The organism is Nonomuraea sp. NPDC049625 (genome assembly GCF_040675285.1).
GTDB classification, from domain to species: domain Bacteria; phylum Actinomycetota; class Actinomycetes; order Streptosporangiales; family Streptosporangiaceae; genus Nonomuraea; species Nonomuraea angiospora_A.
Genome location: NZ_JBFAOQ010000013.1, coordinates 241,742 through 260,661, shown reverse-complemented (window position 1 = coordinate 260,661; position 18,920 = coordinate 241,742). Strand labels below are relative to the sequence as shown.

The window sequence follows — 18,920 nt, the reverse complement described above, 5'->3', positions numbered from 1 at the left end:
GTTATCTGATTTCTCGATGACGTGGCTTGTTACTCGCGGGTCACAAAGAAGCCCTATAGCCCCATGTCTGTGGCGTTACAGCCGTATGTCGCGACTTATCAGGATAGGTGGGCACTGGACAGATATTAGAATCTGTTCTAGTTTGCGATTCGGCTGACCGAGCGCTTGGTGGAGACTCCGGATGGCGGCGAACACGCTGGCGGCCCTGCTCCGTGCACGGGCCGACGACGATCGACCTGGGCTGATGTTCGAGGACACGACGTGGTCATGGCGCGAGCACGTGGCTGCCTGCCGCGCCGCCGGGGCCTGGCTGTCCGGGCGCGGCGCGGGGTTGCACGTGGGGGTGCTCAGCGAGAACGTTCCAGGGCTGGTGTTCCTCGTGGGCGGGGCGGCGCTGTCCGGGCACGTGGTCGTCGCGCTGAACCCGACCCGCTCGGTCGACGAGCTGATCCGCGACGCCCGCGCCACGGACGTGGACCTGATCCTGGCGGACACCCCCTACGCGGGGCTGGCCGGGCCGCTGTCCGAGGCGCTGGGGGTGGAGGTGCTGCCCCTGCCGGACGCCTCGTCGTCTCCCACGGACACCGCGTCCGGCGAGGATGCCGCGCCCGAGGACCTCGTGATGCTGATCTTCACCTCGGGCACCTCCGGCCGCCCGCGCGCCGTGCGGATCACGCAGCGCAAGATGGCCGTCCCCGGGTTGAGCCTGGGGGCGCTGCTCACGCCGTCCGACGTCGTGTACTGCTCGATGCCGCTGTTCCACTCCGGAGCGCTCATGGCCGCCTACGCCCCGGCCGTGGTGTCGGGGGCGGCGCTGGCGCTGCGGCGGCGGTTCTCGGCGTCGGGGCTGCTGCCCGACATCAGACGGTACGGCGCCACGTACCTGCACTACGTGGGCAAAGCGCTCTCCTACGTCCTGGCCACCCCCGAGCGCCCCGACGACGCCGACAACCCGCTCAGGATCGCGTTCGGGAACGAGGGCAGCGCGGTGGCGACGAGGAGGTTCGGGGAGCGGTTCGGGTGCCGGGTGATCGACGCCTTCGGCTCCACGGAGACGGCCATCTCGCTCACCCCCGACCCGTCCGGGCCGCCGGGGTGCCTGGGGCGGCTGCCCGAGGGCATCCTGATCCTCGACCCCTTCACCGGCCGTCCCTGCCCGCCGGGCCGGATCGAGGACGGCCGGCTGCTCAACCCGGACGAAGCCGTCGGCGAACTGGTCAACGTGCGCGGGCGGGGGCTGTTCGACGGCTACTACAACGACCCCGAGGCGGACGCCGAGCGGATCAGGGACGGCGCGTTCTGGTCGGGCGACCTGGCGTACGCGGACGGGGACGGCTACGTGTTCTTCGCGGGCCGTGGCACCGAACGCCTGCGCGTGGACGGCGAGAACCTGGCGGTCGCGCCCATCGAGGCGGCGCTGAGGGAGTTCGCGGGGGTGGTCGAGGCGGCCGTCTACCCGGTGCCCGACCCGGCGGCGGGCGACCAGGTCATGGCGGCTCTGGTGCTGGAGGGGGCCTTCGACCCGGGGGCGTTCACGGCGTTCCTGGCGGCGCGCCGCGATCTGGGTGCCAAGTCCTTACCCCGATATATCCGCCTTTCTGATCACTTGCCCCAGACGCCCTCCCACAAGGTCATCAAGCGGGTCCTCGCCCGCGAGGGCTGGCGTACCGCAGACCCGGTCTGGATGCGGTCGGGCTCCGGCCTCCGGCCGCTGACCGACTCGGACGTCAAGGGGATCGAGGAGGAGTTCGTACGGCACGGCAGGCAACACCTCTTGGAGACGTGAATGGACTTCAACCTGGACGAAACCCAGCAGGACCTGCGGAAGCTGGCGGCCGAGGTGCTCGCCAGGGAAGGGGACGAGGAGCGGCTGCGGCAGGCCGGGCTCATGAGCGTGTGCGTGCCGGAGGAGGCCGGGGGAGCCGGGCTCGGGCCCGTGGAGATGGCCGTGGTGCTGCGGGAGGTGGGAGCGCGGGCGGCGCCGGTGCCCGCACTGCCCGCGCTGGTGAGCACGCTGACCCTGGCCCGCTATGGCACCCTTGACCAGCAACGTCGCGAGAACGGGATGACCCTCGCGCTCCGCGAGCCCGGCAGAGCGCCGGCCGACCCGCCTTCGACGGCCGCCCGGGCCGTGGACGGCGGCTGGGCGCTGACCGGGCGCAAGGTCTCGGTGCCGTACCCCGGCGACCTGGTGCTCGTCACCGCCGACGAGGGGCTGTTCCTGGTGGAGTCGCCGGCCACGACCCCCGAGTACACCTCCACCGGCGAGCCCGCTGCCACGATCGTGCTCGACGGAACCCCGGCCGAGCGGGTCGCGGGGACCGCCGCGGTCACCGGGGCCCGGCGGCTGTTCATGGCGGCCGTGGCGGCCCAGGCGAGCGGCGTGCTGGCGGGCGCGCTGGAGCTGACCACCGAGTACATCAGGACGAGGAAGCAGTTCGGCCGGGCGCTGGCCGAGTTCCAGGCCGTGACCATGCAGATCGCGGACGTCTACATCGCCGCGCGGGCCCTGGACGTGGCCATGTGGTCGGCGGTCTGGCGCCTGGCCGAGGATCTGCCGGCCGACGAGGACCTGGCGCTGGCCGCGTACCACGTCAGCGAGGCCTGGAAGGCCCTCTACACCTGCCAGCACCTGCACGGCGGCCTCGGGCTGGACGTCACGTACCCGCTGCACCGCTATTTCGCGCAGGCCAAGCACCTGTCCCACCTGCTCGGCGGCGCCGACGCCCAGCTCGACCTGATCGGAGCGCTCCTCTGATGCTGATCGACCTGACCCCAGCCCAGCGCGCCCTGCGCGACGAGCTGCGCGAGTACTTCCAGGGCTGCCTCACCGACGAGGACCGCAGGAAGATCGCGGAAGATCCGTTCGGCGGGGCGTACATGGAGCACTGCCGCCGCCTCGGCCGCGACGGCAAGCTCGGCCTCGGCTGGCCCAAGGAGTACGGGGGAGGCGGCTACGGCCCCCTGGAGCAGCAGATCTTCGCCAACGAGATAGCCAGGGCGGGCGTTCCGTACCCGATCATCACGGTGCAGACCGTGGGGCCCACGCTCATGCAGTACGGCAGCCAGGAGCAGAAGGACCTCTTCCTGCCCCGCATCCTCGCCGGCGAGTGCCATTTCGCCATCGGCTACAGCGAGCCCGAGGCCGGCACCGACCTGGCCTCCCTGCGCACCACGGCGGTGCTCGACGGCGACCACTACGTCGTCAACGGCCAGAAGGTCTTCACCAGCGGCGCGCACTACGCCCAGTACATCTGGCTGGCCGCCCGCACGAACCCCGAGGCCAAGAAGCACAAGGGCATCACGATGATGATCGCCTCCACGGACGACCCCGGCTTCTCCTGGACGCCGATCGTCACCATGGACGGCCGCCACCACACGAACGCGACCTACTACAGCGACGTACGCGTGCCCGTGGACATGGTGGTCGGCGAGGTGGACCGGGGCTGGGACCTGATCGTCAACCAGCTCAACCACGAACGCGTCACCCTCGGCCCGGCCGGGAACCTCGGTCAGACCTACGACCGCTTCCTCGCCTGGGCCCGCCGCACCGGGGTGGCGGACAAACCGGACGTACGGCGGGCGCTGGCCAGGGTGTGGGGCTTCTTCCGCACCAACGAGCTCCTGAACTGGCAGGTCGCCGCGAACATGGACCTCGGCTGGCTCGGCGCCCCCGACGCGTCGGCCACCAAGATCTACGGCTCCGAGCGCATGCAGGAGGTCGGCAGGATCGTCGGCGACATCCTGGCCAGGTACGGGGACCCGTCGGATCCGGAGACGGCCGAGCTGCTCGAACGTACCGATCACGGGGTGAAGGGTGCGGTGGTGCTGACGTTCGGCGGCGGGGTGAACGAGGTGCAGCGGGAGCTGATCGCCATGCTCGGCCTGAACCTGCCGAGGCCGCCGCGATGACCCCTCCCCTGAGTGACGAGGAGCTGCACGAGCTCGCGGGCAAGCAGGCGGCGCTGGGCGAGGTGCGCGGGACCCCGGCGCAGGACCCGGTGAACGGCCCCATGATCCGGCACTGGCTGGACGCCATGGGCGACGAGAACCCGGCGTACCTGGAGAAAGGGGTCGCCCCGCCCGCGATGGCCCAGGTGTGGACGATGCCGGGGGTGCGCCGGTCGGCGAAGGACCGTTCGGCGGTGGACGACATGATGGCCGCGCTCGACGCGAGCGGCTACACGGGCGTCGTGGCGACGAACTGCGAGCAGACCTACCACCGGTACGCGCGGGTCGGCGAGCGGCTCACCCCGGCCACCCGGTTCTCGGACCTGGCCGGGCCCAAGCGGACGGCGCTGGGGGTCGGCTTCTTCGCCACCTGGAAGGTCACCTGGTACGGCGAGGACGACGAGCCGGTCGCCGAAATGCTCTTCCGAGTCCTGAAATTTCGCCCACGCACCAAGGCGGCTCCCGCCGCCGACCGGCCGGCGTACCCGCTCCAACCGGCGATCAACCAGGACACCGCGTTCTTCTGGGAAGGCGTACGGGAAAGGGAGTTGCGCATCCAGACCTGCGCCGACTGCGGCCACCACCGCCACCCGCCCGGCCCTCTGTGCCCGCAATGCCGCTCGGCCAACAGCTCCCACCTGGTCGCGAGCGGCCACGGAACCCTCTACAGCTACGTCGTGCACCACCACCCGCCGGTGCCGGGCCGGGAGACGCCGTTCGTCGTCGGCGTGGTGGAGCTGCCGGAGGGGGTACGGATCGTCGGCAACGTCGTGGACTGTCCGATCGAGGAGGTGGCCGTCGGCATGCCGTTGCGCGTGACGTACCGGCCGATGGACGACCAGCTCGTCCTGCCGATGTGGGCTCCTTCGAAGGAGGACGCGTGATGCGTACCGAGATCGGGTCCGCGCTGCCGGAGCTGGCCATCGACCTCACCCCCACCTTCGTCGTCTCCACGGCGCTGGCCACCATGGACTTCACGCCGGTGCACCACGACGTCGACAAGGCCCGCGCCCAGGGTTCGAAGGACATCTTCCTCAACATCCTGACCACCATGGGCCTGGTCGAGCGGTACGTCACCGACTGGGCCGGGCCCGAGGCCGTCATCGAGCGGGTCGCCGTCAAGCTGGGCGTCCCGGCGTACGCGGGGGACCGGCTGTGCTTCAACGGGACGGTCGTGTCGCGCGAGGAGGGCCGGTTGACGGTCGAGGTACGCGGCAAGGTGAGCCTGGGCGACCACGCCACCGGGACCGTCACCTTCGCCCTGGCCGAGGAGGGAAAGCCGTGTTGAGCGGGCGTACTGCCGTCGCGGGCATCGGTGCCACCGAGTTCAGCAAGAAGTCGGGGCGTTCGGAGCTGCGGCTGGCAGCGGAGGCCGTACTGGCGGCGCTGGACGACGCCGGGCTCTCACCCGGCGACGTGGACGGCATGGTGACCTACACCCAGGACTCCAGCCAGGAGATCGCCGTCGCCAGGGAGGCGGGGATCGGGGACCTGACGTTCTTCTCGCGGGTCGAGTACGGCGGCGGCGCGGCCTGTGGGACCGTGGCGCACGCCGCCATGGCCGTGGCCACGGGGATGGCGCGGACGGTCGTCTGCTACCGCGCCTTCAACGAACGCTCCGGCCGCCGCTTCGGCCAGCCGAACAGCCGCCTGACCGGCGAGCCCACCTCCCAGGGGCTGGAGATGAGCTGGCACGTGCCGTACGGGCTGATGACGCCGGCGGCCTGGGTGGCGATGTTCGCCCGCCGGTACATGCACACGTACGGCGCGACCTCGGAGGACTTCGGCCGGGTGGCGGTGGCCATGCGCCGCCACGCCGCCACCAACCCCGCCGCCTGGTTCTACCGGCGCCCCATCACGTTGGAGGAGCACCAGGCGTCCAGATGGATCGTCGAGCCGCTGCACCTGCTCGACTGCTGCCAGGAGAGCGACGGCGGCGTGGCCCTGGTGGTCACCTCGGCCGAACGCGCCCGTGACCTCCGCAGATCACCCGCCCTGATCACGGCCGCGGCCCAGGGCGCGGGATCGGGCCAGATGATGATGACCAGCTACTACCGCGACGACATGACCGGCCTCCCTGAGATCGCCGTGGTAGCCCGCCAACTCTGGGACATGTCCGGTTTATCGCCAAAAGACATCCAGACCGCAATCCTGTACGACCACTTCACCCCGTTCGTCCTGGCCCAACTGGAAGAGCTCGGCTTCTGCGCCCGAGGCGAGGCCCCTGACTTCCTCCGGGACGGCACGATCGAACTGGACGGCCGCCTGCCCGTGAACCCCCACGGAGGCCAACTGGGGGAGGCCTACATCCACGGCATGAACGGCATCGCGGAAGCCGTCCGCCAGATCCGAGGCACAGCCGCCAACCAACTCCCAGCCGTCCGAAACGTCCTGGTAACCGCCGGCACCGGCGTACCCACCAGCGGCCTGATCCTCTCCTCCGACTCGTAGGCGTGTAGGTGGGCCGGGGCTCACCCACCCGCTGCCCTACTGGGTGGTCAGCCTGCTGGACCCCGCCCCGAGCCAAAGGTCTTCGCGGGGAGGCGCTTCGCGCTCGGGGCTCAGGCGTTCCTTATTTAGGCGCCTTGCGACGCACCCCCCGGGCCTTCGGCGCCATCGCCCACCCGTGACCCGGTTACCGGTCTGGCCTGCTGGAGCCCACCGAAACCCCTGCTCGCTCCGCTCGCCGGTCACCTCACCCGTTGACCGGCGAAGCGGCGGGCCGACTGACCCGTTGACCGGCGAAGCGGTGGGCGGAGTGACGCTCACCCCGACCGACGTACCGCGGGCCATGCCGTTGACCCGACTTCAAAAGCACGGTGACATACCCTCGACCTGGAAGGAAGACCAGGCGCGCTTCCGAAATTCCGGATGCGGTGGCGTGGACCGGATCAGGCGGAACGGGCTGATCACAGGTGCCGCCCACGATCAGCACGAGCACGCTGATCTCGCCGAGCCGCCTGGTCACGTGCCAGAACCGGGCCGAGGCGAGAAAGATTTCCAGTCGCCCTGTCGATTTCATGGCTCGCCGTTCGTCTTACTGCGCGACCAACCTGGTAGCGACGAGGAGGAAACGATGAAGTACGTCATGCTGATCTTTCAGGGCGCCGCGCTTGAGGGACAGGCCATGTTGTCCGAGGAGGAGCGGAAGCAGGTCTACGCCGACTACCAAGGGATCAATCAGACGCCGGGCGTCACCCCCGGGGTGCCGATGGGCCTGCCCGAGAACGCGACCACCGTGCGGGTCGAAGGCGGCAAGACCCTGACGACGGACGGCCCGTTCGTCGGGATGAAGGAGGCCCTGGGCGGCTGGTTCATCCTCGAGGCGGACAACCTCGACGCGGCCATCGAGCTGGCCGCCCGTCACCCTGCGGCACGCTACGGTGGCGCCATCGAGATCCGTCCCTCAGAGGTGTACTGGTCGAAGGAAACCTCCTGACAACGGACGGCCCGTTCGTCGGGATGAAGGTGGCCGTAGGCGGCTGGTTCATCCTCGAGCCCGACGACCTCGACGCGGCCATCGAGATCCACCCCTTGGACGTGCATTGGTAGTGACGCTAGAACAGGTCTTCCGCGAGGAATGGGGCCGTGTCCTAGCCACCTTGATCGGCTTCCTCGGCGACTTCGACGTCGCCGAGGAAGCCGCGCAGGAGGCGTTCGCGATCGCCGCCGACCGGTGGGAACGCGACGGAGTCCCGAGCAACCCGCGCGCCTGGCTGATGACGACGGCTCGGAACCGAGCGACGGATCGCATCCGCCGCGACCGGTCCCTCGCGACCAAATTCGGCCTGCTCGTCGCCGGCAATCGTACGGAGGTGCCGATGAACGCCATGACGTTTCCCGACGAGCGCCTGGAACTCATCTTCACCTGCTGTCACCCGGCGCTCGCGATCGAGGCGCAGGTGGCGCTCACCCTGCGCACCCTTGGCGGGCTCAGCACCGACGAGATCGCCCGTGCCTTCCTGGTGCCGGAGCGCACGATGGCGCAGCGGCTGGTGCGGGCCAAGCGCAAGATCAAAGCAGCGGGGATCCCCTTTCGCGTGCCACCGGTTCACCTGCTCCGCGAGCGGCTCGACGCCGTTCTCGCCGTCGTCTACCTGATCTTCAACGAGGGCTACGGCGGCCGCGACGAGCTGGCGGCGGAGGCGCTTTGGTTGGGACGCGCGCTGACCGAACTGCTTCCGGACGACCCCGAGGTTCATGGGCTGCTGGCGATGATGCTCTTGCACGACTCCCGTCGCGAGGCGCGGTTCAGCGACGGCGAGCTCGTGCTGCTCGACGACCAGGATCGGTCACGCTGGAACAACGAGCAGATCGCCGCCGGACGCGCGGAGCTCGACCGGGCGATCGCCCTGCGCGGCCGCGGGCCCTATGTCCTGCAGGCCGCCATCGCTTCGTTGCACGCCGAGGTGCCGTGCGACTGGGCGCAGATCGCGGCCCTGTACGGCCGGCTCGCCCGCCTGACCGGCTCGCCGATCGTGGAGCTCAACCGCGCCATCGCGATCGCCGAGGCCGAAGGCCCCGAGGCCGGTCTGCGCATCGTCGACCAACTCGGTCTTGACGACTTCCGTTACCTGCACTCGACCAGGGCCGAACTCTTGCGACGCCTCGGGCGCACCGACGAGGCGCGTGACGCCTATCGACGTGCGAGACAACTCACCGATGATGGCGCCGAACGGCGCTTCCTAGAACGCCGGCTTACGGAACTGGCAGGCAGGACAGGCTCGGGCTAGTCGTTGGAGCATGCCCGCCGTCCGTAAATTCACGATTGCGGGGCAACTTACTTGACGGCCGGTTAGTAGCCTTGCTTACCTTACGACAGGTAAGCAAGGAAAGGATCATCGCCATGCCCGTCAAGCAGACCCACACCTTGGACGTGCCCGGTGCCCGCCTCCACTACCAGGTGCGCGGGCAGGGGCCCGCGCTCCTGCTGATCCCTGGGAGCAACGGCGACGCCGACCTGTTCGACGCCGTCGCGGACCTACTCGCCCCTCGTTACGCCGTCATCACCTACGACCGGCGAGGGTTCTCCAGAAGCACCGTCAACGGATCATTCGACAACAGCGCCTGGGGCGATACCCACGTCGACGACGCGCGTCGCTTACTGCGGGCGGTTGCAAGGGGGCGGGCGCAGGTCTTCGGCAGCAGCGCGGGCGCGGTCATCGGACTCGCTCTGATCAGCCAGAGCCCTGACCTGGTCACCAGGCTGATCGCCCATGAGCCGCCCCTGGCGGAGGTGCTGGCCGATGCACCCAGGTGGCGGACGTTCTTCCAGGAGGTGTACGACACCTACCGACGGGACGGCGCGGAGCCGGCGATGCGGATGTTCATGACGGGTATCGGCCTGGACGCGCTCCAGCGGCCGGCTCACATCGACCCCGAACTGATCCACCGCCTGTCGGCCAACATCGGCTTCTTCCTTGACCACGAAGTACGGCAGGCACCCGGTCATCGTCCCGATCTGGTGACCCTCGACGCCCAGCGGGAGCGGATCGTGATGGCCGGTGGCCGGGACTCCCGTCAGCACTTTGCCTACCGTCCCAGCCTTGCCCTGGCCGACCGCTGGGGGAAACACGTGATCGATTTCCCGGGCGACCACACTGGCTACTGGTCCCAGCCCGCCGAGTTTGCCACCACCCTCATCAACGTCCTAACCAGAGCGACGAAAGTAATTCCGTCTGTGTGAATACCCAGCGCAACCAGCAGGCGCCATACGTCGGTGGACGGATCACGCTGAAGGACAGGGCGTGACCGGAGCGGGCCGCCCACTCCTGGGGGACTGTGGTTCGGCATCGCGGTCGATCGGCTCGGTCTTCGCATGAGCAGGCCTACACCCTGTGGGAGCAGGAGACCGCCAATCGCCGAGCATGCGCCACCGCATCCGCCCGTCCCTTCAAAGCATCGCGTCGAGGACCTCTGATGCTCTTGTCGCTCCCTTTGTCGTAGTTCTTGAAGGCGTCCGAGTCCTTGGCCTGTCGCAGCTTCTCGATCTCGAGCTTGCTGCTGCCGCCCTGAGCTCCTCCGAATGGCTGAAAGTGCAGCAGGAGCCGCAGGTCAAATGATGGGTGTGAAAACGCGAGCTCGATCCCAGCCTCTGCGGCCGTCTTGACCGCCCGCGGTTTGTCCTCCCACTGATCAGGGCCGAAGCGTTCTCGGCTGGTGGGCGCCTGCGGGGCATGACGCGGCGGTGGTTGAGGGGCACCCCGGGGGGCGAATGACAAACGCGACCCCCGATGATCGTCGGTTGTCTACGCCAGTCGCAGCGATCCTCAACGATCGCACCGACGAAACCGGACACGGCCGCCGCGAGATCCGCCGCATGAAGATCTGCACCGCCCGCCCGCACCTGCCCTTCCCCCCACGCCACCCAGGCCATCCAGGTCAAATGCCGCCGTACCGACCACAAGACTGGCAAAGCCACCATCGTGATGATCTACGCCGTCACCAGCCTCCCACTGGGCCGGATCACCCACGCTCAACTCGCCGCGCTGATCCGCGGCCACTGAGCATCGAAGCCCTGCACCACATCCGCGACTTCACCTACCGCGAAGACGCCTCCCGCATCCGGACGGGCAACGCACCCCGAATCATGGCCGGCCTCCGCAACCTGGCAATCGGCCTGGCCCGCCTGACCGGCTGGACCAACATCGCCGCCGCCACCGACCACTACCGCAGCCATCCCGGCCTTCAGCTACTCGGTTTCACAACATGAGAACGCGTGAGCTCCGACTTCTCGCCCAGTACTCCAGTGACACTTCGCGATCATGGTTCGGATGTGCGGACAGCGGCGTGAAGCGTCGATACCGGGACGAGATCTCCGCCTGCGCTGATCATCCGGCCTGGCCCCGTTTTCGAGGAAGACGACCGCATGAGGCTTTGGGCGCTTGCCCTGACGATCACGTCCGTTGCCGTGATCGTCCCACCGTCAGCCGTAGCCGAGGCTCGCCTCGACCCTGTCGCCGCACTGCGCCGCCAACTCGCGAGCGGCAACGGCGTGACGTTCTCGAACGTCCTGGTCTCCACATCCTGGGATGGAGAGCCGCTGACTTTTCGGCGGTCAGGGGCCCATGAACTGGCCGACGGTGAGGTCATCGCAAGCGAGCTCCTCGATCTTAAGGATGGCAAGGACCGCGAGCGCCTTATTGTCTTCCCGGGTGGTCGACAGCGGCCTCGAGCTCAATGCCCATGCGGAACCTGACGACCTGTCGCTCATGAGAAACCCGATCGCCGGCGCCTTACCCCTTCGTATCCGCGGTGGCTGTTGGACGCATCCTGAACGCGGCGATCACTGCGAGGACGGCGATCACGGCCATGGCCAGAAAGACATCGGAATAGGCAGCACCGTCTTGCCCGGTATGGAGGGGGTTGAAGGCATCAGCGCCGGTTTGCTGCCGCGCGGTCACCAGCACGCCGAGGAGAGCGGGGCCGGTGCCTGCGCCGAGGAACTGGGCTCCTTGCAGGATTCCGAGCCCGACGCCGGCCTGGCCGGGCGGAAGCGCACTCGCAGCCGCGCTGATGATCGGGGTCAACACGAAGAAGAAGCCGACACTGAGTCCGAGGATCCCGAGCCCTGCGGGGATCACCGAACTGCCTCCCGCGAAGGTCGAGAGGAACAGGGAGAACAGCCCTACGGCCACCAGCCCCGGCAGCACGAGCAGTCGGGTGGCGATGCGGTCGGCGAGGCGACCGATCAACGGTGAGAGGGCGGCGACCGCGACTCCGGCCGGGATCATCACCAGGGCACCCGCGCCCGGTTCGAGACCGTTGACGTCGACCACGAGCAGCGGAACGAACACCATGCCACCCAGATTGACGACCATGGCCAGGAACGCGACGACGACCGCGGCCCGGTAGATCGGGCTGCCGAACAGTGCGGGCGGGACGAACGGATCCGCGAGGCGGACCGTGCGCCACCCGAGCAGCACGAACGCCGCCACAGCCACCGCTAGGCTGCCCCAGGACGACGGGGTCGCGACACCGGCGGCCTGTGCCTGGGTGATCCCGAACAGGATGAGCCCGGCGCCGAGTCCGAGCAGGATGCCACCCGGAAGATCGAAGCGGCCCGCGCCGGCCGGGCGCTCGCCTGGTAGCACGCGCCACGCCGCGGGAACCAGCGCCAGCGCGACCACGAGCATCATCCAGAACAGTGCGGGCCAGCCGACGAACTGGCCGAGCCCACCACCGATGGCCGGTCCTGCGGCGGTGCCGATCCCTGTGGCCGCGGACACGACGCCGATCCCCATCCCTCGCTTGTCCTCAGGCATCAGCCTGGTGACGGCGATGATCGACAGCACGGGCAACCCAGCCGCGCCCACCCCCATCACGATCCGTCCGAGCACGAGCACCAGGAGCCCCGGCGCAAGCGCGGAGATCAGGCTCCCCGCGGCGTAAGTCACCAAAGCGAAGCAGAACAGACGCCGCAGACTGACCCGGTCAGAGATGCGGCCGTAGAACGGGATGCCGACCGAGAACATCAGCAGGAAACCGGTGACAACCCAGGCGAGCTCGGCCTCCGAAGCCCCGAACTCCTCGCCGATCGAGGGGAGCATCAGATTGACCATGTCACTGGCGATGACCGTGGCGAGCATCGCCGGCATCAACACAGCCAGCAGTGTCGGCGCGGAACCAGTTCGTCCTGTTCTGGTCGATGCGGCTGTCATTCAGCGTCCCTCCGCGTGGCCATTACTGCCACCAGATTGGTTACAGTTAAGATGAAGAGAAACGGCGGAGACGTCCTCTCCGCCGTTATCCAGCTACCGGTGCCGTGTCGCCGGTTTTCGCTCTTCGGTCAGCACCTGATGGACCAGGTGGGCGATGGTCGTCTGAGCCAGTCGCTCCTGCATGGCCTGTTCGGCCTCCCGGAACTCCGTCTCAAGGAGGGTCTGCATGTGGCGGCCGACCTCGCACGCATCGCTGGGTGGATGGGCGTGCCGCGACAGGACCGGCCCTGCCTCTACGGCGACATGCGCGTCGTAGAGCGTGATCTCACGAGCGGGACGAGCGAGCGACCATCCGCCCCCGCGACCTTCCGTCGACCACACCAGACCCGCATCCCGCAGGCTGCCGAGGATGCGTCGCACGAGTACGGGATTGCTCGCCAGACTGTCGGCGATCTCGGTCGAGGTCAGCGAGCGATCCCAGCGACCCAACATCGTGAGCGCATGAATCGCGACGGCACTCCTACTGCTGAGGCTCACTGCTCTCACCCTTCGGTCGACATCCGCCATACTGCAACCAAGCTAGTTGCGGTATGGCCGTCCGTCAATCCCGGGCGGCCGTGTGGCAGACGGTCATGGCTGAGTCCGGGTTGAGCCGCATCAGCCTGTCCCATCCGGACAGCCGCTGGTCCTCGAACTCGACCAGGAAGGTGGAGCCGACGACGATGTAGAGGTGTCCGAGCCCGTCGATCGCTGCCGCCTCGCGGTCGGTGAGCTCTGAGGACCGCCGGCTGCCCTGATCGCGGCGGCCGGCGGTGTTGAGCGGGTCTTACTGGGCGGCCAGCTGAGCGATCTGCTCGGCGCTCAGCACGCCGTCGTACGTGCGGACGTCGTCCACGGTCCCCGGCCAGCGCGTCGTAGACGCCGGCGACGTGGGTCCACTCCAGTGGGTTGGGGATGGCGTCGGAGCGGGTGCGTACGAGGGTGGCGGTGTCGGTGTCGGCTGCTCTCATGCCGAGGGTCCACCGTTGTTGTTCCTTGTCGAAGCCGAGCTGGAATCCGGCTGTCCGGCTGCCGGGCTGGGCCACGGCGGCGGTGTCGGTGGTGGGCAGGTAGTCGAGTTGGACCCAGGCGGCCACGGTGAAGCTGGATCTGGTGCCGATGGCGGGGGCGGTGGTCTGGGCGTAGCCGTTGACGCCGTCGAGCGCGAGCGCGCCGTCCAGCCAGCCGGCCGTCCACGAGGCTGCGCCCGACAGGGTCGCGGGTGTTGCCCTGCCCGACGAGTCGGCGGCTGTCAGGCCGGACTCCTCGTCCAGCGTCCAGTGGCCGACCAGCGTGGCAGCGCTGTTGACCAGGTCGGCGAGTTCGTCGGCGAACATGGCGCGGCCGTAGACGCGGACCTCGTCGAGGTCGCCCGTCCAGGGGTCCGCCGCTGCGCCGTTGATCTTGCCGCGGCCGATGGTGAGGGGTCCGGCCGCGTTCCACGGTGAGGTGGCGGCGACCGTGGATTCGAGCCTGCCGTTGACGTAGAGGGAGATCTGGCGGGCGGCGGAGTCGTAGACGCCGGCCAGGTGGGTCCACTCGTTCAGCCTGGGTGCGGCGGCCGACAGGGCCTTGACCGTCGCGGCGCCGTCGGCGTCGGAGCCCGCGCGGACCAGCGCCCAGCGGTCGTCGGGCTTCGAGTACTGGAGCGTGAAGCCGCCGGTCCTGGCGCCTTCCTGGGTGACGACGGTGGCGGTCGCGGCGTTGCCGGTCAGGCGGGCCCAGGCGGTGACGATGAAGTTGCGGCCGGTGTCGGTGATCGGGCCGGAGGTCTGGGCGTAGGCGTTGGCCAGCTTCAGCCCCATGCCCGTCTTACCGGTCGTCCACGTGGCCCCGTACAGCGTCGCGGGGTGGGCGCCGGTGGCGTCTCCACGATCTTCGGATGGGCGATCGGATTTTTACCCGCCCCCGAACCGGGAGTCCAGGGTTCTGTTCATGCTGCGCAAAGGTTTTTACAGGACCGAATCTGCGTGGAGACAGCCGCCGCGGTGGCCCGCCTCGCCGAACGGTTCGGGGCGGTCCCGGCGTCATACTCGGTTGCAGTCCTTCGACGACTGTGAGGTGAACGATGCCGGGCACCGTGCTCCGTCACGCTTTTCACGTTCCTGCTCCGCCGCCCGCGGTGCTCGCGCACCTCAGCGAGCCGTCGAACTACGTCGGCTTGTCGCCGCTCGTGGTGGCGGTACGCGACGTTCGCCGGGAGCCCGGCGAGACGCGGTTCGTGGCCGTGGAGCGGTTCCGCTTTTTCGGCCTGGTGAAGTACGACAACCTGATCGAGGTGACGTTACGCGCCACCGAGGAAGGTATCGAGGGAGAGGTGGACAGCCCGGGCGGAGTGCGGCTCGGCTACCGGTTCGGGCTGACCGCGGACGGCATGGGGACCGCTGTCGAGGACGTGCTGACGGTGCACGCGACACTGGGGCCGGTGCTGCGGTACGCCGCCCGCAAGGCCCGCCAGGTGCAAGCCGCCCGCGCGGACATCCTCGTCGGCCGAGCCCCACGACTGACGTGAACGGCTGGTCGCGTCAGGTCTCCGGTTTGAGCTCCTGAAGGATGGCCTGACCGGCCGCGCGGTGTTCGGCGGCCGTGGGCGGGTCGCTCTCGTCGAGGACCGCGGCGATCCCCTCGTGGGCCAGGGCCTCCGCGTACCGGTATCCCAGTTTCGGGGCCAGCTCCAGCGCCTGCCGGTGCAGGCGCAGGGCCTCCTCGGGCAGGCCCGCCAGCCGGCAGGTCTCGGCGTAGCCGTTGAGGAAATGGATCTTCCAATGCTCCTCGAACAGCTCGTCCAGCAGCGCGAACGCCTGACGGTGGCTCGCGAGCGCCTCCTCGTACCGGCCCATCTGCCGCAGCGCCACGCCCATGCAGTTGAGGCACCACGCCTCGTTGTGCTTGTGGCCGTCCTCGCGGGCCAGCGTCAGCGCCTGTTCCAGGTGCTCCAGCGCCTCGCCGGGCGCCTCGGGGGCGATGGCCACGCCGAGGGTGATCCTGGCCGTCAGCGTGGGCGGCCACGCGGGGTCGGCGTGCGGCATGTCCAGTGCCACGCGGGCCAGCCGCGCCGCCTCCTCGTGGTGTCCCAGCTGCAGCATCGCCCAGGCCTCGTACGCGGTCGCATGGACCGTGCCCATCGGGCAGCCGGCGTCCGCGTACAGCTTGCCGGCCAGCCGGAAGAGGTCGAGCGGCTCCTCGACGTAGCCCTCGTCCCACCTCAGGTAGCCGCGGCGCATGGTCAGCTCGGCCTCGGACCTGGTGTCCCCGGTCTGGGACACCAGCGGCGCCGCCGCCTCGTACGCGGCCTCCGCCTCCGCCATCCGGCCCGCGTTGTACCGGGCGAAACCCAGGTCGCTGTGCGCCTCGGCCAGCTGTACCGGATCGCCCAGGCGCTGCGCGGCCACCAGCGACCGCTCGAACAGGACGTTGAGGTGCGTCGTGCCGCAGCGCCGCGCGAAGAACGCCCGCATGAAGCGCGGCAGCTCGCACACGTGCGCGTCGGCTCCGGCCGCGACGGCAGCCTCGAAGACGGCCATCAGGTTGGTGTACTCGGTGGCGAACCAGTAGAGGGCCGCGTGCTTGCCGGCGAACCGCGGCAGCTCGGCCGGGGGCCGGCCCGCGGAGACCTCCCGGACGGGAGACAGGTACGACATCGCGGCGTCACCGGCGGCCGCCGCGTGCACGTAGTAGTCGAGCACCCGGCCCAGCGCCTGCTCCAGGTCCGCCGGTGAGTCCTGCTCGGCGGCGGCCCGGCGCGCGTGCTGGCGCACCAGGTCGTGCAGGCGGTAGCGGCCGGCCGCCGGCTGCTGGACCAGGTGCGCGTCGAGCAGGTCCTCCAGCATCGCCCGGGCGCTGCGCAGCGGTATGTCCGCCAGCGCCGCCGCCACGTACTCGTCGAAGGTCGAGCCGGGCATCAGGCCCAGCAACCGGAAGAAGCGGCGCTGCGTCCGGTCCAGCTGCCGTACGGACATCGCGAACGCCGTGTCGAACTCGGTGGCCCCCTCCGCCATCCGCTCGACGAGGATGCCCACGGTCCAGCCCGGCCGGTGCCGCAGCCGGGCCGCGGCCAGCCGCAGGGCCAGCGGCAGCTGGCCGCACAGCCGTACCACCTCGGCGGCGGACTCCGGGTCGCGGGCCAGCCGGCTGTCGGGCTCGCCCGGGTCGCCGCTGGCGCGGGCCAGCAGCTCGGCGCTCTCCTGCGGGGTCAGCACGTCCAGCGACACCGGGGGCACCTCGTCCAGGCCCAGCAGCCGGTTGCGACTGGTGATCAGGGCCACGGAGGGACCGGCGCCGGGCAGCAGCGGGCGGACCTGGTCGGCGTCGGCGACGTTGTCGAGGACCACGACGGCCCGCCGGTGGGCCAGCTCGGAGCGCCAGCAGGCGGCCAGCGGCTCGATGCCGCCCTCCTGCGGGATCTTCTCCGAGGGGACGTCGAGGGCGGCGAGCAGGGCCCGCAGCGCGGGATCGGGACCGAGCGGCTCCCGGCCGGCGGTGAACCCGTGCAGGTCCAGGTAGAGCTGCGCGTCGGGGTAGTCGGCGCCGAGCCGGTGCGCGGCGTGCACCGCCAGGCAGGTCTTGCCGACGCCCGCCATGCCGTCGATGGCGACCACTCGGCTGCTGTCCACGCCGGCGAGCACGGCGGCGAGCTGGGCTTCGCGTCCGGTGAAGTCGGGCACGTCGCGCGGCAGGTCGTTGCGGGGCGGGCGCGGAGCTCCCGCGGGTGGCGACGGGGGCTGGACCTGGCGGCTGGTCTTCGGGGGAGCCGGCAGGGGGTTGGAGGCCCGTTCCCACAGGGGGCGCAGCGGGCGGGGGTCACGTTTGAGGAGGCGGCAGAGCGCGACCACGGCGGGCCAGGGCGGCAACGTCTGGCCGCTGAGGTAGCGCGACAGTGACGACGAGCTGAGGCCGGCGTCCCGGGCCAGGGCCCGCACGCCGCGCTCCGACAGCTCCTGGAGCAGGCGCAGGCGGGCGGCCAGCTCGTCTTTCGGGTCGGCCTTCGCTGCCTTCTGGTGCACAGCCACCGTTCCCTGTCTTTCTGTCCCACACCGGCGGAAACTTCTCGAAGGCGATCACCGCTGGTCAGAGGCACATCAACTGTCCCAGAGTGTCCCATGGACGTCGTCATCGTAGCCCTCCACAGGCTGTCATGGAGTCACGCCCCCGAGGGAACGGGGCACAGACCTGAAAGAGGAAAACCCGATGCAGTCCCGTATGCAGAACCCCGCCGTCATCCTGTCCGGCGCGATGCAGCCCATTCAGGACATCTTCAAGGCCGTGCACTCCGGCGGGGTCGAGGGGCAGACGCTGGAGCTGGTGCACCTGCGGGTCAGCCAGATCAACGGCTGCAGCGCCTGCGTGGACGGCGGCGTCAAGACGGCCCGCAAGGCCGGGGTGAGCGAGGAGAAGCTGGCCACGGTCGCCGCCTGGCGGGAGACCCCGTACTTCACCGATGAGGAGCGGGCGGCGCTCGCGCTGGCCGAGGCCGCCACCCGGCTGGCCGACCGCGCCGACGCGGTCAACGACGAGGTCTGGGACAGCGCCGCCACCTACTTCGACGAGAAGCAGCTGGCCGCGATCGTCCTGATGATCGGCGTCACCAACATGTTCAACCGGCTCAACGCCACCACCCGGCAGATCGCCGGCGCGTGGGGGTAGGGCACGCCGGTCCCCGGGCGACATCCACTGATCCGTCGCCCGGGGCCACCCAGCAGGACAGATGACTCGCAGACAAGGAGATTCTCACCATGAGCGAAACGAAGAAGGCCACCAAGAGCACCGCGGCCGCCGGCAAGTTCGACGGGTTCACCGACGACGAGCGAGCCGCGATGAAGGAGCACGCCCAGGAGCTGAAGAAGGCCGCGCGCCGCGGTTCGGGCGCGAAGGCCGACACGGAGCGGGACGTGCTCGAGAAGATCGCCGAGATGGCGGAGGCGGACCGGGTCATCGCCGAGCGGATCCACGCCATCGTCAAGGCCGACGCTCCGTCCCTGACGGCGAAGCTCTGGTACGGGCAGCCCGCCTACGCGAAGGACGGCAAGATCGTCTGCTTCTTCCAGCCCGCCCAGAAGTTCAAGACGAGGTACGCGACTCTCGGCTTCAACGACCCGGCGAACCTCGACGACGGCACCATGTGGCCGACCGCCTTCGCACTGACGGAGCTGACCGCCGACGACGAGGCGAGGATCAGCGCGCTCGTGAAGCGGGCGGCGAGCTGAGGACTCGTGTCGGCGCGAAGGGGATGCGCGTCACGTCCGACGATCGGCTCGACGGGGTCAGTTGCCG

The 18,920-nt window shown here is 69.6% G+C and carries 18 protein-coding genes; 13 read left to right on the top strand and 5 right to left on the bottom strand.

The genetic code is table 11. The annotated features are described in order from the left end of the window. Positions 1-181: 181 nt before the first annotated feature. The 9 genes from AB0J87_RS43560 (at position 182) to AB0J87_RS43520 (ending at position 9,637) form a co-directional block, all read left to right on the top strand. A complete protein-coding gene (locus AB0J87_RS43560) occupies positions 182-1,786 on the top strand; it encodes an AMP-binding protein (protein ID WP_363976452.1) in 1,605 nt (534 codons plus the stop codon). Continuing rightward, positions 1,787-2,758 (top strand): acyl-CoA dehydrogenase family protein, encoded by a 972-nt coding sequence (locus tag AB0J87_RS43555; protein ID WP_363976449.1) that lies wholly within the window; start codon positions 1,787-1,789, stop codon positions 2,756-2,758. Further along, positions 2,758-3,912, top strand: a complete 1,155-nt coding sequence (locus AB0J87_RS43550; protein WP_363976447.1) for an acyl-CoA dehydrogenase family protein — start codon at positions 2,758-2,760, stop codon at positions 3,910-3,912. Before AB0J87_RS43555 ends, AB0J87_RS43550 begins: the two co-directional genes overlap by 1 nt. Next, positions 3,909-4,835, top strand: coding sequence for a bifunctional MaoC family dehydratase N-terminal/OB-fold nucleic acid binding domain-containing protein (locus AB0J87_RS43545; RefSeq protein WP_363976444.1), 927 nt, complete (start codon positions 3,909-3,911; stop codon positions 4,833-4,835). Before AB0J87_RS43550 ends, AB0J87_RS43545 begins: the two co-directional genes overlap by 4 nt. Continuing rightward, positions 4,835-5,239, top strand: a complete 405-nt coding sequence (locus AB0J87_RS43540; RefSeq protein WP_363976441.1) for a MaoC family dehydratase — start codon at positions 4,835-4,837, stop codon at positions 5,237-5,239. The genes AB0J87_RS43545 and AB0J87_RS43540 overlap by 1 nt, the downstream gene beginning before the upstream one ends. Next, positions 5,236-6,402 (top strand): lipid-transfer protein, encoded by a 1,167-nt coding sequence (locus tag AB0J87_RS43535; RefSeq protein ID WP_363976438.1) that lies wholly within the window; start codon positions 5,236-5,238, stop codon positions 6,400-6,402. The genes AB0J87_RS43540 and AB0J87_RS43535 overlap by 4 nt, the downstream gene beginning before the upstream one ends. A gap of 283 nt (positions 6,403-6,685) precedes the next feature. Continuing rightward, positions 6,686-7,390, top strand: coding sequence for a YciI family protein (locus AB0J87_RS43530; protein ID WP_363976435.1), 705 nt, complete (start codon positions 6,686-6,688; stop codon positions 7,388-7,390). A gap of 112 nt (positions 7,391-7,502) precedes the next feature. Further along, positions 7,503-8,684, top strand: a complete 1,182-nt coding sequence (locus tag AB0J87_RS43525; protein WP_363976432.1) for a DUF6596 domain-containing protein — start codon at positions 7,503-7,505, stop codon at positions 8,682-8,684. A gap of 113 nt (positions 8,685-8,797) precedes the next feature. Continuing rightward, entirely contained in the window at positions 8,798-9,637 is an 840-nt protein-coding gene (locus AB0J87_RS43520) for an alpha/beta hydrolase (RefSeq protein ID WP_363976429.1), read from the top strand. Positions 9,638-9,779: 142 nt separating this feature from the next. On the opposite strand, the gene AB0J87_RS43515 is transcribed toward AB0J87_RS43520, so the two are convergent. Next, a complete protein-coding gene (locus tag AB0J87_RS43515) occupies positions 9,780-10,172 on the bottom strand; it encodes an RloB domain-containing protein (protein ID WP_363976426.1) in 393 nt (130 codons plus the stop codon). 23 nt (positions 10,173-10,195) lie between these two features. Between AB0J87_RS43515 and AB0J87_RS43510 the strand changes: the two genes are divergently transcribed. Continuing rightward, positions 10,196-10,663 (top strand): hypothetical protein, encoded by a 468-nt coding sequence (locus AB0J87_RS43510; protein WP_363976424.1) that lies wholly within the window; start codon positions 10,196-10,198, stop codon positions 10,661-10,663. Between the two features lie 523 nt (positions 10,664-11,186). On the opposite strand, the gene AB0J87_RS43505 is transcribed toward AB0J87_RS43510, so the two are convergent. The 3 genes from AB0J87_RS43505 to AB0J87_RS43495 all read right to left on the bottom strand — a co-directional run bounded on the left by AB0J87_RS43505 (position 11,187) and on the right by AB0J87_RS43495 (position 14,455). Further along, entirely contained in the window at positions 11,187-12,548 is a 1,362-nt protein-coding gene (locus AB0J87_RS43505; RefSeq protein WP_363976704.1) for an MFS transporter, read from the bottom strand. A gap of 156 nt (positions 12,549-12,704) precedes the next feature. Then, entirely contained in the window at positions 12,705-13,148 is a 444-nt protein-coding gene (locus AB0J87_RS43500; RefSeq protein WP_363976421.1) for an Rrf2 family transcriptional regulator, read from the bottom strand. A 5-nt stretch (positions 13,149-13,153) separates the two neighbouring features. Then, complete coding sequence (locus tag AB0J87_RS43495) at positions 13,154-14,455, bottom strand: LamG domain-containing protein (RefSeq protein WP_363976417.1); 1,302 nt, start codon at positions 14,453-14,455, stop codon at positions 13,154-13,156. A 263-nt stretch (positions 14,456-14,718) separates the two neighbouring features. Between AB0J87_RS43495 and AB0J87_RS43490 the strand changes: the two genes are divergently transcribed. Next, positions 14,719-15,162 carry an SRPBCC family protein gene (locus AB0J87_RS43490; protein WP_363976414.1) on the top strand — a complete coding sequence of 148 codons (444 nt, stop codon included), beginning with the start codon at positions 14,719-14,721 and terminating at the stop codon, positions 15,160-15,162. A 13-nt stretch (positions 15,163-15,175) separates the two neighbouring features. On the opposite strand, the gene AB0J87_RS43485 is transcribed toward AB0J87_RS43490, so the two are convergent. Beyond that, positions 15,176-17,653: a tetratricopeptide repeat protein gene (locus AB0J87_RS43485; RefSeq protein ID WP_363976411.1), complete on the bottom strand. Its 2,478-nt coding sequence runs from the start codon at positions 17,651-17,653 to the stop codon at positions 15,176-15,178. Between the two features lie 184 nt (positions 17,654-17,837). Between AB0J87_RS43485 and AB0J87_RS43480 the strand changes: the two genes are divergently transcribed. Together AB0J87_RS43480 and AB0J87_RS43475 are read left to right on the top strand one after the other, a co-directional pair. After that, a complete protein-coding gene (locus AB0J87_RS43480; RefSeq protein ID WP_350729440.1) occupies positions 17,838-18,293 on the top strand; it encodes a carboxymuconolactone decarboxylase family protein in 456 nt (151 codons plus the stop codon). 89 nt (positions 18,294-18,382) lie between these two features. Next, the gene (locus AB0J87_RS43475) at positions 18,383-18,853 is read left to right on the top strand and encodes a DUF1801 domain-containing protein (RefSeq protein WP_350729441.1); all 471 of its coding nucleotides are present in this window, start codon (positions 18,383-18,385) and stop codon (positions 18,851-18,853) included. The last annotated feature ends 67 nt before the right edge of the window (positions 18,854-18,920 follow it).

What these genes read in the sequence shown, in the direction of transcription:
- AB0J87_RS43560 (WP_363976452.1), top strand. Translation starts at nt 182, where the DNA reads ATGGCGGCGAACACGCTGGCGGCCCTGCTCCGTGCACGGGCCGACGAC.
- AB0J87_RS43555 (WP_363976449.1), top strand. Translation starts at nt 1,787, where the DNA reads ATGGACTTCAACCTGGACGAAACCCAGCAGGACCTGCGGAAGCTGGCG.
- AB0J87_RS43550 (WP_363976447.1), top strand. Translation starts at nt 2,758, where the DNA reads ATGCTGATCGACCTGACCCCAGCCCAGCGCGCCCTGCGCGACGAGCTG.
- AB0J87_RS43545 (WP_363976444.1), top strand. Translation starts at nt 3,909, where the DNA reads ATGACCCCTCCCCTGAGTGACGAGGAGCTGCACGAGCTCGCGGGCAAG.
- AB0J87_RS43540 (WP_363976441.1), top strand. Translation starts at nt 4,835, where the DNA reads ATGCGTACCGAGATCGGGTCCGCGCTGCCGGAGCTGGCCATCGACCTC.
- AB0J87_RS43520 (WP_363976429.1), top strand. Translation starts at nt 8,798, where the DNA reads ATGCCCGTCAAGCAGACCCACACCTTGGACGTGCCCGGTGCCCGCCTC.
- AB0J87_RS43505 (WP_363976704.1), bottom strand. Translation starts at nt 12,548, where the DNA reads ATGCCGGCGATGCTCGCCACGGTCATCGCCAGTGACATGGTCAATCTG.
- AB0J87_RS43495 (WP_363976417.1), bottom strand. Translation starts at nt 14,455, where the DNA reads ATGGGGCTGAAGCTGGCCAACGCCTACGCCCAGACCTCCGGCCCGATC.
- AB0J87_RS43490 (WP_363976414.1), top strand. Translation starts at nt 14,719, where the DNA reads ATGCCGGGCACCGTGCTCCGTCACGCTTTTCACGTTCCTGCTCCGCCG.
- AB0J87_RS43480 (WP_350729440.1), top strand. Translation starts at nt 17,838, where the DNA reads ATGCAGTCCCGTATGCAGAACCCCGCCGTCATCCTGTCCGGCGCGATG.
- AB0J87_RS43475 (WP_350729441.1), top strand. Translation starts at nt 18,383, where the DNA reads ATGAGCGAAACGAAGAAGGCCACCAAGAGCACCGCGGCCGCCGGCAAG.